The sequence below is a fragment of the Streptomyces sp. NPDC002787 genome (genome assembly GCF_053592095.1).
This window is the reverse complement of the sequence record NZ_JBSFVC010000011.1, coordinates 1-16,249: the sequence shown is the minus strand read 5'-3', so window position 1 is coordinate 16,249 and position 16,249 is coordinate 1. Positions and strand designations below refer to the sequence as shown.

Here is a 16,249-nt window from a genome sequence, read left to right as displayed (position 1 = left end):
GTACGTTCTGGACCAGGGAGGGAAGCGGATGACGGGTGCGTCCGAGGCGATCGCCGTCGTCGGCATGGCGTGCCGACTGCCCGGGGCCGGCGACCCGGCCGAGTTCGCGGCGCTGCTCGCCCGCGGCGGCGACGCCGTCGCCGAGGCGCCCGCCGGACGCCGCTGCGTCGTGCCCGACATCCCCGGGCTCCCCGCCCGCGGCGGATTCCTGGACGACGTGGACGCGTTCGACGCCGGCTTCTTCGGTGTCTCCCCGCGCGAGGCCGCCGCCATGGACCCGCAACAGCGCCTGCTGCTGGAACTCGGCTGGGAGGCGCTGGAACACACCGGCACCGTCCCCGCCGGACTCGCCGGCACCCGCACCGGCGTCTTCGTCGGCGCCCTCGCCGACGACTACGCCCGACTCCTGCAGCGGCACGGCCCCGACGCCGTCACCCCGCACACCTTCACCGGGATGCAGCGCTCCCTCCTCGCCAACCGGGTCTCCTACACCCTCGGCCTGCGCGGCCCGAGCCTCACGGTCGACACCGGCCAGTCCTCCTCGCTCGTCGCCGTCCACCTGGCCGTGGAGAGCCTGCGGCGCGGCGAGTGCACGCTCGCCCTCGCCGGCGGCGTCAACCTGATCCTGTCGCCCGAGAGCACCCTCGCCGTCGCCCGCCTCGGCGCGCTCTCACCGGACGGCCGCTGCCACACCTTCGACGCCCGCGCCAACGGATACGTCCGGGGCGAGGGCGGCGGCCTGGTCGTCCTCAAGCCCCTTTCCCGGGCCCTCGCCGACGGCGACCGCGTCCACTGTCTGATCCGTGGCAGCGCCGTCAACAACGACGGCGGCGGCAGCGGCCTGACCGTGCCCGACCCCGACGCGCAGCGCGAGGTGCTGCTCCTCGCCTGTGAGCGGGCGGCCACCGACCCCGCCGACGTCCAGTACGTCGAGCTCCACGGCACCGGCACGCCTGAGGGCGACCCCGCCGAAGCCACTGCGCTCGGCCGCGCCCTGGGTGCCGCCCGCCCCGCCGACCGGCCCCTGAGGGTCGGCTCGGTCAAGACCAACATCGGCCACCTGGAGGGCGCCGCCGGAATCGCCGGGCTCCTGAAGACGGTGCTCTGCCTGCGCGACGGCCGCCTCGTGCCGACCCTCCACCACGAGACACCGCACCCCCGCATACCGCTCCACGACCTGGGGCTCACCGTCCAGCGCGCTACCGAGCCCTGGCCGGAGAACGGCGGATCACGCGTCGCCGGAGTCAGCTCCTTCGGGCTGGGCGGCACGAACTGCCATGTGGTGCTGTCGAGTTGGGGGCCGGGGGAGGGGGCGGGTGCCGGAGGGCGCCCGGTGGGCCGGGTCTCGGCGGCGGGAGGTCGTGAGGAGGCCGGCGTTTCGGCTGAGGCAGGTCGTGAGACGGCTGTGTGCTCCGGCCACCCGGCGACGCTGTCTCCCTCGGCGCTCAAGCCGAGCGCCGAGGGAGACGCCTCTGGGGCCGCCGCGGTGCCGTGGGTGCTGTCCGGTCGCACTCCGCGGGCGTTGGCCGACCAGGCGCGGAGGCTTCTGGAAGCCGCTCCCGAGGCGTCGGCCGCCGATGTCGGGCACGCCCTGATGACGACCCGCACCCTCTTCCCGCACCGGGCGGTGGTGCTCGGCTCCGACCACGCCGCCCGGCTTCGCGGTCTCGCCGCGCTCGCGGCGGGCGAACGGGCTCCCGGCCTCGTCACGGCGCCCGGCCAGGAGCCCGCCGGCTCCGGGCCCGGTCCCGTCTTTGTGTTCCCCGGCCAGGGCTCCCAGTGGGCCGGCATGGCCGTGGAACTCCTCGACACCCAGCCCGAGTTCGCCGCCGCCTGGGCACGCTGCGAACAGGCCCTCACCGCCTGCGCCGACTGGTCCCCGACCGACGTGCTGCGGGAAGCGCCCGGCGCACCAGGCCTCGACCGGGTCGACGTGCTCCAGCCCGTCCTGTGGGCCGTCATGGTCAGCCTCGCCGAGGTGTGGCGCGCCCACGGCGTCGAGCCCGCGGCGGTCGTCGGGCACTCGCAGGGTGAGGTCGCCGCCGCGTGTGTGGCCGGCGTGCTCTCCCTGGCGGACGGCGGGCGGATCGCCGTACGCCGGGCCGAGCTGATCGGCCGTCGGCTCTCCGGCCGGGGCGGCATGGTGGCCGTACCCGAGTCCGAGGAGAGCGCCCGGCTCCGGCTCGCGGCCCTCGCCGGGCGGGTCGAGATCGCCGCCGTCAACGGCCCCGACGCGGTCGTGGTGGCGGGCGCCACCGACGCGCTGGAGGAGCTGCTGGCCTCCTGCCGCGCCGACGACGTCCGCGCCCGCCGCGTCGCCGTGGACTACGCCTCCCACTCCTCCCACGTCGAGGGCATTCGCGCCGAACTCCTCGACGCCCTCGCCGACATCACCCCGCTGCCCGCCCGGGTACCTCTGCACTCCACCGTCGACCGGGGACAGGTGGCGCTCGGGGAGAGCGGGCCCCGGCTGGACGGCGCCTACTGGTATCGGAACCTGCGCGAGCCGGTCGCCTTCGCCGCCGCCGTCACCGCCCTGGCCGAGGCCGGTCACACCACCTTCCTCGAGATCAGCCCGCACCCGGTCCTCACCACCGCGGTGGCCACGACCGTCGAGCACACCGGCGCCGCCCCGGTGGTCGTCCCCACGCTGCGCCGCAACCACGGAGGTCCCGCCCAGATCGCGGCCGGCCTGGCCCAGGCCTTCGTCGCGGGGACGGACGTCGACTGGACGCCCGCCTTCACCGGACACCGCCCGGGCCCGCCCCTCGCACTGCCGACGTACCCGTTCCAGCGCCGACGGCATTGGCTGGGTCCCGTCGGCGCGACCGACGCGACGGGTGCGGCCGGTGTGTCCGACGGGAGCTCCGCGCCGCCGGCCGAGGGCCGGCGGGACGACGATGGCCGCCCCGGCCGCCCAGGCCGATCCGGCCGCCCCGGCCGCCCAGGCCGATCCGGCCGCCCCGGCCGCCCAGGCCGATCCGGCCGCCCCGGCCGCCCAGGCCGATCCGGCCGATCCGGCAGCCCGGCCGACGCCGACGCCCCGGCCCACCCGCACACCCCTGCCGGCCCGACGCGCCCGTACGCCTCCGTTTCCAGCGACCCGCGCGACGTCCTCGATCTCGTGCGCGCCGAGGCGGCCGCCGTCCTCGGCCATGACACGGCGGCGGACGTCGACCCGGGCCTGACGTTCAAGGATCTCGGCTTCGACTCCCATCTCGCGCTCGAACTGCGCACCCGGCTGAACGCCGCGACCGGCCGGCGACTGCCCACCACCGTCCTGTTCGACCATCCCACGCCCACGGCGGTCGCCCGGCATCTCGGTGCGGACGCCGGGCCGGAGCCGGCGTCCCCCGCGTCCGGGGCCGCGTCCCCGGCCGTTCCGGCCGCCGAGCCGATCGCGGTCGTCGGCATGGCCTGCCGTCTGCCCGGGGGCATCCGTGATCCCGAGGGGCTGTGGCAGGCCGTCCTGGACGGGACCGACGCGATCTCGGCGCCGCCGGCCGAACGCGGCTGGGACGACGAGGGTCACCGGGGCGGCTTCCTCGCCGACGCCGCCGACTTCGACGCCGACCTCTTCGGCATCGCGCCGCGCGAGGCCCTGGCGATGGACCCCCAGCAGCGGCTGCTGCTGGAGACCGCGTGGGAGGCCCTGGAACGGGCGGGCGTCGCCCCGTCCTCCCTGCGTTCCACCCGGACCGGCGTCTACGTCGGTGCCATGTCCCAGGAGTACGGCCCCCGCCTCCACGACGCCCCCGACGACCTGCGCGGCCACCTCCTGACCGGGAACACGGCAGGCGTCCTCTCCGGCCGCCTCTCCTACGTCTTCGGCTGCGAGGGCCCGGCCGTCACGGTGGACACGGCCTGCTCGTCCTCGTTGGTCGCCCTCCACCTCGCCGCCGAGTCCCTGCGGCGCGGGGAGTGCTCGATGGCGCTCGCGGCGGGGGTGGCGGTGATGGCCACGCCCGGCCTGTTCGCGGAGTTCGCACGTCAGGGCGGGCTGGCCGGGGACGGCCGCTGCAGGGCGTTCGCGGCGGCGGCCGACGGAACCGGCTGGTCGGAGGGCGTGGGCGTGCTCCTCGTCGAACGGCTCTCCGACGCCCGTCGCAACGGCCGCAGCGTCCTCGCCGTACTGCGCGGGTCGGCGGTCAACCAGGACGGCGCGTCGAACGGCCTCACCGCCCCGAACGGGCCGGCCCAGCAGAAGGTGATCCGCGACGCACTCACGAGCGCCGGGCTGTCGCCGTCGGACGTCGACGCCGTCGAGGGGCACGGGACCGGGACCCGACTGGGAGACCCGATCGAGGCGCACGCGCTGCTCGCCACCTACGGGCAGGACCGCGAACGGCCGCTGTTCCTCGGCTCGTTGAAGTCGAACATCGGCCACGCCCAGGCCGCCGCCGGGGTGGCCGGAGTCATCAAGACGGTCATGGCGCTGCGGCACGGGGTGCTGCCGCGCACCCTGCACGTGGACGAGCCGTCGCCCGAGGTGGACTGGTCGGCGGGCGCGATGGAGCTGTTGACGGAGTCCCAGCCGTGGCCGCGGACGGGCCGTCCGCGGCGGGCGGGAGTGTCGTCGTTCGGGATCAGCGGGACGAACGCCCATGTCGTGCTCGAACAGGCCCCGGTCGACGCGCACGCGGACGCGGGCTCAGGCACAGGCACAGACACAGGCACAGAGGCCGGCCCCGGCATGGGCACAGATGCCGATGCTGAACCGGACCGGTCCGGCTTCTCGCCCGAGGCGACCCCCGTACCCCTGATCCTGTCCGCCGCGACCGAGGACGCCCTACGGGCCCAGGCGGCGCGGCTGCGTACCCGGCTGACCGACGCACCGGCGGACACTGCCGCCGGTGGAGCCGGTGGAGCCGATCCGCTCGGGGGGCTGGGTCGGCTCGGGCACGCGTTGGCCGTGACACGTGCCACGCTGCCGTATCGGGCCGCCGTCGTGGCCGCCGACCGTGCGGAGGCGTCGGCCGGTCTGGAGGCCCTGGCCGCCGGGGCCGACACGCCCACGGCGTTCCGCGCGACGGCCGACGAGGGGGGCCGGACCGCGTTCCTGTTCACCGGCCAGGGCAGTCAACGACCCCGTATGGGGCTGGAGTTGTCCGCCGCGCAGCCCGTGTTCCGACGCGCCGTCGACGACGTGGCCGCCCACCTCGACACGCACCTCGCGCACCCCCTGGCGAAGGTGCTGGCCGACGAGACCGGCATGCTCGACCGTACCGAGTACGCCCAACCCGCGCTGTTCGCCCTCGAAGTGGCCCTCTTCCGGCTGTCGGAGCACTGGGGGATCACCCCGGACCACGTGCTCGGGCACTCCGTCGGCGCACTCGCGGCGGCGCACGCTGCCGGTGTGCTGTCGCTGCCCGACGCCTGCCGGCTCGTCGCGGCCCGTGGCCGGCTGATGCAGGCACTGCCCGAGACCGGCGCCATGGCGGCCGTGGAGGCCACCGAGGCGGAGATCCTGCCCGAACTCGCCGGACGGGGACATGAGATCGGTCTCGCAGCCGTCAACGGCCCGACGGCCGTGGTGATCTCGGGTGACGTCGAGGCCGTGGCCCGGACCGCGCGGGACTGGGAGCGACGGGGCCGGCGCACGCGTCCGCTGCGCGTCTCCCACGCCTTCCACTCGCCCCACATGGACGCGATGCTCGCCGACTTCGAAGCGGTCGCCCGTTCGGTCACGTACCGTCCGCCGATCCTCTCCGTGATCAGCGACCTCACCGGCGAACCGGCGACGGCCGAGGACCTGTGCTCGCCGGGCTACTGGGTCCGCCACGTCCGCGAGACCGTCCGTTTCCACGACGGCGTCCGCCGGCTGCGGGCCCTGGGCACGACGCGGTACGTGGAGCTGGGCCCCGACGGGGTGCTCAGCGCCCTGGTCAGGGAGTCCCTGGCCGACGGGGAGAGCGGCGCGGGGGAGGGGACCGGGGAGTCCGGGCCGGGGGAGCGGGGTGAGAGCCGCGCGACGCGGCGGGCCGAACCGCTCGTCGTGCCGGTGCTGCGGCGGGACCGGCCGGAGGCGTCGAGCGCCGTGGCCGCCCTGGCCCGCCTGCACGTGAGCGGCCACACCCCCGACTGGCGCGCCGTCTTCGCGGGACACCCGCCGGCCCCGCCCGAGGCCCTGCCGACGTACGCCTTCCAGCGCCGCCGCTACTGGCTCGCCCCCACCACGGCGCGGACCGCCGCCGTGCCCGGCGCGACCCCGCTGAGCCACCCGCTGCTCTCCTCGGCCGTCACCCTCGCCGACTCCGGGCACACCCTCCTGACCGGCCGTATGTCGCCCGGCACCCACCCGTGGCTCGCCGACCGCACGGTCCACGGCAAGGTCTCCGTCCCCGACACCGTCCTGCTGGACCTCGCCGTCGTCGCCGCGCGCGAGACCGGCGCCGGACAGGTCGCCGAACTGCGGCCCACCGCACCGCTGGTACCGCCCCCACGCGGGGCGCTGGAGCTGCAGGTCACGGTCGGCCCCCAGGACGGCGTGCACGGCCACCGCCCCGTGACCGTGCACGCCCGCCCCGAGAACGGTGACGCCGGGTGGACCCGGCACGCGGAGGGCGCACTGGCCGACGAGGCGCCTGCGGTAGTGGTCGCGGACGAGGAAAGGGAACGGCCGCGGGAGGGAGAGTCCCTGCACGGAGTGGGCGAGTCGCTGCCGGTGGCCGTGCGGCAAGCCGACGGGGAGCGCGACGCGCACCCACGCCCCGAGGACGATGCCGCCGGACGGGCCCCGCACGGCTGGGGCGCCGCGGCCGGCGAGCCGCCCGCGGCCGCCCCAGCCCGGGGAGTCGAGGCGTGGCCGCCGCAGGGCGCCGAGCCGGTGGACACGCGGCCGGCCGTCGACGGCCACGAACAGGCGTCCGGGGTCGCGTACGGTCCCGGCTTCGCCGGGCTGCGCGCGGTGTGGAGGCGCGGTGCCGAACTCTGGACCGAGCTGGACGCACCGGATGCCGACCGCCTCGCCGCCGATGACTTCGGGCTGCACCCCGGCCTGCTGGAGAGCGTGTCACACGCCCTGCGGCTGACCCGACGGGACGGCGACGGGATGTGGCACGCGGCGACGTACCGACACGTCAGCGTGCCACGCACCCCGACCGGACGACTGCGGGCCCGGATCACCCCGGCGGCCGGCGACGGCGTCACCGTCCGGATCACCGACCTCGCCGGACGGGTCGTGGCATCCGTCGGCACGCTCACCTCGCGCCCGCTGCCCGCGCCCGCCGAGACGGCCGACCCGTACGACGACGCCACGCCGTACGAGCTGGCCTGGCGCCCGGTCGAGCAACCCCTCGGGACGCCACCCGCCCGCTGGGCCCTGCTCGGCGACGATCCGCGCCTCGCCCTCGCGGGGGCCCTGCCTGACGTGGAGCGGCATCCCGACCTCGCGTCCCTCACCGCCGCAGCCGGAACCCTCCCGGACTTGGTCGTCGCCCACTTCGGCACGGGCTTCGACAGGTCGGAGGGCACGGCGAACCTCGCGGATGCCGGCGGCCCGGCGGAGGCCGCCCGCGCCGCAGCGCACCGGGCCGCCCGGCTGGTCCGGTCCTGGCTGGCCGACGACCGCCTCGCCGACACCCGGCTGGTCGTGGTCACCCGACGGGCGGTCGCGGCGGACGACGGGTCGTGCGAGCCCGGTGAGGCGCCCGTGTGGGGCCTGTTCCGCTCGGCGCAGTCCGAACACCCCGGCCGTTTCGTGCTGGTGGACCTGGACGACGACCCGGCTTCGGCGAAGGCCCTGCCCGCGGCGGTCACCTGCGGCGAGCCTCAAATCGCGATACGCGCCGGCCGACCGCACGCACCCCGAATCATCCGACCTGCGGCCACCGCGACCGGCCCTGCCCTGCGTGCGGCTGACCCCACCAGCGGGTACATGACGCACCCGTCTGCTGCCGGTACGGTGCTGTCCGCCCCCGATCACGAACCGTCGCCGTCGACCGCTGCCCGTGTGCCGGAAGAGACGGTGGGCGTCGAGGCCACGGCGCCGGCACCCGACCTGGACAACCGCGCTCGCTCCGCGAACGACACCCCTCCCGCCCGGCACGCGGCCGACTTCGACCCGAACGGCACGGTCGACGACTCGAACGGGGCCGTCGTCGACCCGACCGGCACCGTCCTCGTCACCGGCGGCACCGGTGCCCTCGGACGCCTGGTCGCCCGGCATCTGGTCGCTCGGCACGGGGTCCGGAACCTGTTGCTGGTCAGCCGTCGGGGCGCCGCCGCCCCGGACGCGGACGAAGTCCTGGCCGAGCTGGGCGAGGATCCGGACGTACGCGTCACCGTCGCCGCCTGTGACGTGGCGGACCGGGACGCGCTCGCCGCCGTCCTCGCGCGGATACCCGACGCGCACCCGCTGACCGGTGTCGTGCACACGGCCGGTGTCCTGCACGACTCCGTCGTCGAGGCGATCGACCCCGGCGATCTCGACCGCGTGCTGCGGCCCAAGGTCGACGCCGCGTGGCACCTGCACGAGCTGACCGCCGGGGCCGACCTGTCCGCGTTCGTGCTGTTCTCCTCCGTCTCCGGGATCAACGGGGCGGCGGGGCAGGGCAGTTACGCGGCCGGCAACACCTTCCTCGACGCGCTGGCGCAGTTCCGCCGTGCTCGGGGGCTCCCCGCCGTGTCGCTCGCCTGGGGGCCGTGGGCGCCCAGTGGCGGCATGACCGTCGGTCTCGGCGAGACCGACCTGCGGCGGATGAGCCGCGGCGGACTGCTGCCGCTGGAACCGGCGCGCGGCCTCGCGCTCCTCGACGCCGCCCTGAGCCGGCCGGGACCCGCGCTGCGGTTGCCGTTGGCGCTGTCGTTGCCGGTCGTGCGCCGGACGGCGCACGAGGGCGGGGCACTGCCGCTCTACCGCGAACTGGCGGGCAGCGCCTGGCGCGACCCCTCCGAGGCCGGTCCCCGGCCCGGGGAGGACACGCACGGCGGTGCCACGACGGTACGGCTGTCGGTCGAGGCCGGGCGCTCCGCGCAGGAGCAGGAGGCAGCCCTCCTCGAACAGGTCCGTGCGCACGCCGCCGCCGTGCTCGGCCATCGCGACGGACGACGGGTGGACGCGGCCCGCACCTTCAAGGAGCTGGGGTTCGACTCGCTGATGGGGGTCGAACTGCGCAACCGGCTGACCGCCGCGAGCGGCCGGCGTATGCCCGCCGGGCTGCTGTTCAACCAGCCCACACCGCTCGCCGTGACCCGCTATCTGCGCGCCCGCCTCGCCCCACCGGACCGACCGGCCGGGGGAACCCTCGCCGACGGGATCGGCCACCTGGAGGAGCTCCTCGCGAGCGCGTCCGCCGACCCCGCTGAACTGCGGAGCGCCGCCGGGCGGTTGCGCGCCCTCCTCGCCCGGTGCGAGGCGCCGTACGCCGTCACCGGAACGGCGGTCGCCGACGACGTACCGGCGACGGCCGGCGGCGGAACGCCCCTCAGGGAGAACGGCACCCACTCCGGGGAGAACGGCACACACCCAGGGGAGAACGGCGCGCACTCCGGGGCCGGCGGTGGTGTACGGGCCGCACTCAGCACGGCCAGCGTCGACGAGATCTTCTCCTTCATCGACCGGGAACTCGGTACCGACCGGCAGGAGCGCGGGCAATGACGGACATGGCGGAAGCGGCAGCGGGGTCGGAAACGGCGCCGGGAACGGCGTCGGAAGCGGCGTCGGAGAAGCTGGTCGAGTACCTCAAGCGCGTCACGGCCGAACTGCACGAGACCCGCGGACGGTTGCGCAGGGCCGAGGACAGCGCGCGCGAGCCCCTCGCGATCGTCGGAGTCGGCTGCCGGCTGCCGGGCGGGGCGGACTCGCCCCAGCGGCTGTGGGAGCTGGTCGCGGCGGGCCGGGACGCCATCGGCGAGGTGCCGGCCGACCGCGGCTGGGACGTGGCCTACCCGGGCGGTTTCCTGTCGGACGTGGCCGGCTTCGACGCGGGCTTCTTCGGTATCTCGCCGCGCGAGGCCGCGGCCATGGACCCGCAGCAGCGGCTGCTCCTGGAGACCGCCTGGGAGGCCTTCGAACACGCCGGGATCGCCCCCCGCTCGCCCGCGGCCCGGCGGACGGGAGTCTTCGCCGGCCTGGTCGCCCAGGAGTACGGGCCCCGGCTGGACGAGGCGTCCGACGACACCGGCGGGCACATGCTGACCGGCACCACCGCGAGCGTCGCCTCCGGCCGCATCGCCTACACCTTCGACTTCGACGGCCCGGCCGTCACCGTGGACACCGCCTGCTCGTCCTCCCTGGTCGCCCTGCACCTGGCCGCCCAGGCACTCCGCCGGGGCGACTGCGACCTGGCGCTGGCCGGCGGGGTGTGCGTGCTGCCGACGCCCGGCACGTTCCTCAGCTTCGAACGGCAGGGCGGCCTCGCGGCGGACGGCCGCTGCAAGGCCTTCGGCGCGGGCGCCGACGGCACCGGCTGGTCCGAGGGCGCCGTGCTGCTCCTCGTCGAGCGGCTCTCCGACGCCCGCCGCCACGGCCACCCGGTCCTGGCGGTCGTACGGGGCACGGCGGTGAACCAGGACGGCGCCTCCAACGGCCTCAGCGCGCCCAGCGGACCCGCGCAGGAACACGTCATCCGGGCCGCGCTCGCCGACGCCGGGCTGACCGCCGCCGACATCGACGCGGTGGAGGCACACGGCACCGGCACCCGGCTCGGCGACCCCATCGAGGCCGAGGCACTGCTCGCCGTGTACGGCGACGGGCGGACCGCCGCCCGGCCGCTGTGGCTGGGCTCCCTGAAGTCGAACATCGGCCACACCCAGGCCGCCGCCGGTGCGGCCGGCGTCCTCAAGACCCTGCTGGCGATGCGGCACGGCCTCCTGCCGCCGACCCTGCACGCCGCCGAACCCACCCGCGAGGTGGACTGGTCGGAAGGCACGCTACGGCTGCTGACCCAGGCTCAGCAGTGGCCGGAGACGGGCCGTCCGCGCCGGGCGGGCGTGTCGTCGTTCGGCATCAGCGGCACCAACGCCCACGTCATCCTCGAACAGGCCCCCGACGACGCCGGCCCGGGCGCCGCGCCGGAGGCTCCCGGGACAGCCCCCTTCGCCGCGCCGCCCCTCCTGCCCTGGCCGCTCACCGCCCGCTCACCGGCCGCTCTGCGGGACCGCGCCCGCACCCTGCACCGGCACCTGGCCGCCGCCACCGACGCCTCCACGGCCGACGTCGCCTGGTCGCTGGCCACCACCCGACCGCCCCTGGAACACCGTGCGGTCGCCCTCGCACCCGACCGCGACGCCCTGCTCGCCCTGCTCACGCGGGCCGCCGAGGGCACCACCCCGCAGGGCCTCGTACGCGGCCACCACACCGCCCCGGAACCCGCCCGCACCGTGTTCGTGTTCCCCGGCCAGGGCTCCCAGTGGGCGGGCATGGCGGTCGACCTGCTGGACGCCTCCCCGGTGTTCGCCCGCCGGATGGCCGAGTGCGAGGCCGCCCTCGCCCCGTTCACCGACTGGCGGCTCACCGACGTCCTGCGCGCCCCGGACCCCGCCGAACCACTGACACGTGTGGACGTCGTGCAACCCGCGCTGTGGGCGATCATGGTCTCCCTCGCCGAACTGTGGACCTCCTGCGGGGTACGGCCCGACGCGGTCGTCGGCCACTCCCAGGGCGAGATCGCCGCCGCCGTCGTCGCCGGCGCGCTCACCCTCGACGACGGCGCCCGCGTCGTCGCCCTGCGCTCCCGGGCACTGACCGAACTGCCGGACCGCGGCGGCATGCTCTCCGTCGCGGAACCCGCCGACGCCGTACGCGCACGCCTCGCCCCCTTCTCCGACCGCCTTCACATAGGCGCCCTCAACGGACCGACGTCGACCGTCGTCACCGGCGACGAGACGGACCTCGACGCGCTCGGGGCGGCCTGCGCCCGCGACGGCGTACGGACCCACCGCGTCAACATCGACTACGCGTCCCACTCCCCACGCGTCGCCGCCCTGGAGGACCGGATCACCGGCCTCCTCGCCCCCGTACGTCCCCGCCCCGGCCGTACCGCCTACTACTCCCCGCTCACCGGCGGCCGCCTGGACACCGCCGGGCTCGACGCCGGCTACTGGTACCGCAGTCTGCGCCACACCGTCAGGTTCGAGGAGGCCACCCGCGCCGCGCTCGACGACGGCAACACCGTGTTCATCGAGGTCAGTCCGCACCCGGTGCTCGTCGGAGCGGTCCAGGGCACCCTCGACGCCACCGAGCGGACCGCCGCCGTGCTCGGCACCCTCCGGCGGGGGCCCGGCGGCCGGCCCGAGCGGTTCGTGGAGGCGCTGGCCGAGGCGTACGCGCACGGAGCGCCCGTCGACTGGACGGCACTGCTCGCCGGCACCGGCGCCCACCGGGTCGAGCTGCCCACGTACCCCTTCCAGCGTTCCCGGCACTGGCTGAGCAGGCCCACGGCGGCCAGGGCGGACGACCCCGCCACGGCCGCTCTGTGGGAGGCCGTCGACCGGGACGACGTACCGGCCGTGGCCGGGCAGCTTGGCGTACGGCCCGACGACTCCCTCACCGACACCGTGCGCGCCCTGGCCGCCTGGCGCGCCGATTCCCGTCGCGCCGCCGCGCTCGACCGCTGCCGGTACCGGGTCATCTGGAAACCCGCTCCCGAGCCGGCGGGCACTCGGCTCACCGGCGACTGGCTGCTGTTGGTACCGGAGGAGGGCGCGGGGGGCGGCGAGTTCGCCGACGGTGCCGACAACGCCGCTCCGGCCGACTGGGCGGCGGACGCCCTGGTCGCGCACGGGGCCGACCGGGTCGAGCGGATCGTCGTCGGCGCCGCCACCGGACGCGAGGAGCTCGCCGGGCTGCTGCGTCGCCACGGCTCGGCCGCCGGGGTCGTCTCGCTGCTCGGCACCGACGTACGGCCTCATACCGACCACCCCGCTGTCCCCGCCGGTGTCGCCGCGACCCTGACGGCCGCTCAAGCACTCGTGGACGTCGGTGCGTCCGGCCCGCTGTGGTGTCTCACCCGTGGAGCGGTCACCACGGGACCCCACACCGGGCACCCTGCCGTCGAGTCCGTCGAGTCCGTCGAGTCCGTCGAGTCCGTCGAGTCCGTCGAGTCCGGTGACGCCGTCCACGGGCCCAGTCCGGAACAGGCCCAGATCTGGGGGCTCGGGCGGGTCGTCGGGCTGGAGGCGCCCGGCGTCTGGGGCGGCCTCGTCGACCTTCCCGTCCGGTTGGACGACACCGCCGCCCGAAGTCTCTGCGCGGTCCTCGCCGCCCCCGGCGACGAACAGGAGTGGGCGCTGCGCGCGACGGGCCCCCGCGTCCGCCGCCTCGTCCGCGCCCCGCGCGCCTCCGTGACTCCGGCCCGCCCCTGGCGGCCTCGCGGCACGGTCCTGATCACCGGCGGGACGGGCGCCCTCGGCGGCCATGTCGCCCGCCGTCTGGCCCGGGAAGGCGCGGACCACCTCGTACTGACCGGCCGCCGAGGCGCCGAGGCGCCGGGAGCCGCCGAACTGGCCGAGGAACTGCGCGCCCTCGGCGCGGAGGTGACACTCGCCGCCTGCGACGCGGGCGACCGGGACGCGCTGGCCGCCGTCCTCGACGCGATCCCCGCCGCACACCCGCTCACCGCCGTCGTGCACGCCGCGGGCGTCAGCGCGCTCGGCCGGGTCGACACCGCCACGCCCGCCGACCTCGCCGAGATGGCGGCGGGCAAGGTGAACGGCGCGGTCCACCTGGACGCCCTCCTCGCCGACCGCGAACTCGACGCCTTCGTCCTCTTCTCCTCCGGCGCCGCCGTGTGGGGCGGCGCCCGCCAGGCCGCCTACGCCGCCGCCAACGCCCACCTCGACGCCCTCGCCGCCCGACGCCGTGCCCGTGGCCTGACCGCCACCTGTGTGGCGTGGGGCAGTTGGGGCGGTGGCGGGATGGTCGACGCGCGGACGCAGCGCGTGTTCGAGCGGATCGGCCTGCGGGCCATGGACCCGGACACCGCCGTCGGCGCGCTGTTGGACGCCGTCGCCCGGGACGAGACCCGGCTGACGGTCACCGACATGGACTGGCGGGCCTTCGCCACCGGTTTCCGTCTCTCCCGCCCCCGCACCCTCGTCGACGACATCCCCGAGGCCGCCCCCGCGCCCCCGCCCGCCCGGACCGCTCCGGACGAACGGCCCACCACCGACGCGTCCGCCCTGGCGGAGGCCCTGGCCGGCCTCACCGACCGCGAACGCGACCGCCGTCTGCTGGACCTCGTCCGCTCCTCAGCCGCCACGGCCCTCGGCCACGCCGACGCCGCCGAGGTCGGCCCCACCGCCACCTTCCGCGACCTCGGCCTCGACTCGGTGACCGCGGTGGACCTGCGCAACCGGCTCGCCACCGCCACGGGCCTGCCCCTGCCCAGCACCCTCGCCTTCGACCACCCCACCCCCACCTCCGTCGCCGCCGAACTGCGCACCCTCCTCACCCCCGAAACCCCCGAAACCCCCGAACCGGCCCGGGCCTCGGCGCCCACCCGCACCCCGGCCCCCGTCGACGACCCCATAGCCGTGGTCGCCATGTCCTGCCGGCTGCCCGGCGGGGTGACCTCGCCCGAGGACCTGTGGCGACTGGTCGCCGAGGGCCGCGACGGCATCACCCCCTTCCCGGCCGACCGCGGCTGGCACACCGCCGGACTCGGCGACGGCCGATCCCTCCCCGGCGAGGGCGGAACTTTCCCCACCGAGGGCGGATTCCTCGACGACCTCGCCGGCTTCGACGCAGCGTTCTTCGGCATCTCACCCCGTGAGGCCCTGGCGATGGACCCGCAGCAGCGGCTCCTGCTGGAGGTGTCCTGGGAGGCACTCGAACGCGCCGGCATCGACCCGCTGTGGCTGCGCGGCAGCCGTACCGGCGTCTTCGTCGGAGCCGGACACTTCGACTACGCCTCCCTGGCCCTCACCACCGAGGAGGGCAAGGACTACGCCCTCACCGGCTCGGCCGCCAGCGTCCTCTCCGGCCGGATCGCGTACACGCTCGGCCTGGAGGGTCCGGCCGTCACCGTCGACACCGCCTGCTCGTCCTCCCTCGTCGCCCTGCACAACGCCGTCCGGGCCCTGCGCGACGGCGAATGCGCCCTCGCCCTGGTGGGCGGCGCCGCCGTGATGGCCACCACCGGCGCGTACGAGGCCTTCGCCCGCCAGGGCGGCCTCGCCGCCGACGGCCGCTGCAAGGCCTTCGCGGACGCGGCCGACGGCACGGGCTGGGCCGAGGGCGTCGGGGTGCTGCTGGTCGAGCGTCTGTCGGACGCCCGCAGGCACGGTCATCCGGTGCTGGCGGTGGTGCGGGGCTCGGCGGTGAACCAGGACGGTGCGTCGAACGGTCTGACGGCGCCGAACGGTCCGTCCCAGCAGCGGGTGATCCGGGACGCGTTGGCGAGCGCGCAGCTGTCGCCGGCGGACGTGGACGCGGTGGAGGCGCATGGGACGGGGACCCGGCTGGGTGACCCGATCGAGGCGCAGGCGCTGCTGGCGGCGTACGGGCGGGAGCGTGAACGGCCGCTGTATCTGGGGTCGTTGAAGTCGAACATCGGCCATACGCAGGCCGCGTCCGGGCTGGCGGGGATCATCAAGACGGTGATGGCGCTGCGGCACGCGGTGCTGCCGAGGACGCTGCACGTGGACGAGCCGACGCGGCAGGTGGACTGGTCGGCCGGCAGGGTCGAACTGCTCACGGAGAACCTGCCCTGGCCACGGACGGACCGCCCGCGCCGGGCCGGTGTGTCCTCGTTCGGGGTCAGCGGCACCAACGCCCATCTGATCCTCGAACAGGGCGACGAGGACCTGCCGCAGGACGACGAGGGCGCGCCGCACGGCGATGACAGGCTGTCGAGGGCCGGTCGGGAGAGCGGCCGTCCGCTGCCGGTCGTGCCCTTGCTGCTCTCGGCCCGGAGCACCACCGCCCTGCGCGCCCAGGCCGTACGACTGCGCGACCTCCTGGACGGCGACACCCCGACGCCCGCCCTGCACGACATCGGTCTCACCCTCGCCGCCCACCGCGCCGCACTCGACCACCGGGCCGCCGTTCCGGCCGCCGACGAGGAGACCTTCCGCGCCGCACTCGACGCACTGGCCGAGGACCGGCCCTACCCCGGACTCGTACGAAGCACGGGCGGCGGTGCGGGAAGTGGCCTGGCGGTGGTGTTCTCCGGCCAGGGGGCGCAACGGGTGGGGATGGGACGGGAGTTGTGCGAGGCGTTCCCGGTCTTTGCGGGGGCGTTCGAGGAGGTGTGTGCGGGTTTTGGGGGGTTGTTGCCGGGGTCGTTGCGGGAGGTGGTGTTCGGGG

2 protein-coding genes are annotated in these 16,249 nt (G+C 76.1%); both read left to right on the top strand.

Annotation, left to right across the window (positions count from 1 at the left end):
- Positions 1-28: 28 nt before the first annotated feature.
- Positions 29-9,598, top strand: a complete 9,570-nt coding sequence (locus ACWD26_RS16690) for a type I polyketide synthase (RefSeq protein WP_451270592.1) — start codon at positions 29-31, stop codon at positions 9,596-9,598.
- Positions 9,599-9,603: 5 nt separating this feature from the next.
- On the top strand, positions 9,604-16,249 hold a 6,646-nt coding region (locus ACWD26_RS16685; RefSeq protein ID WP_451270986.1), incomplete at its 3' end, for a type I polyketide synthase.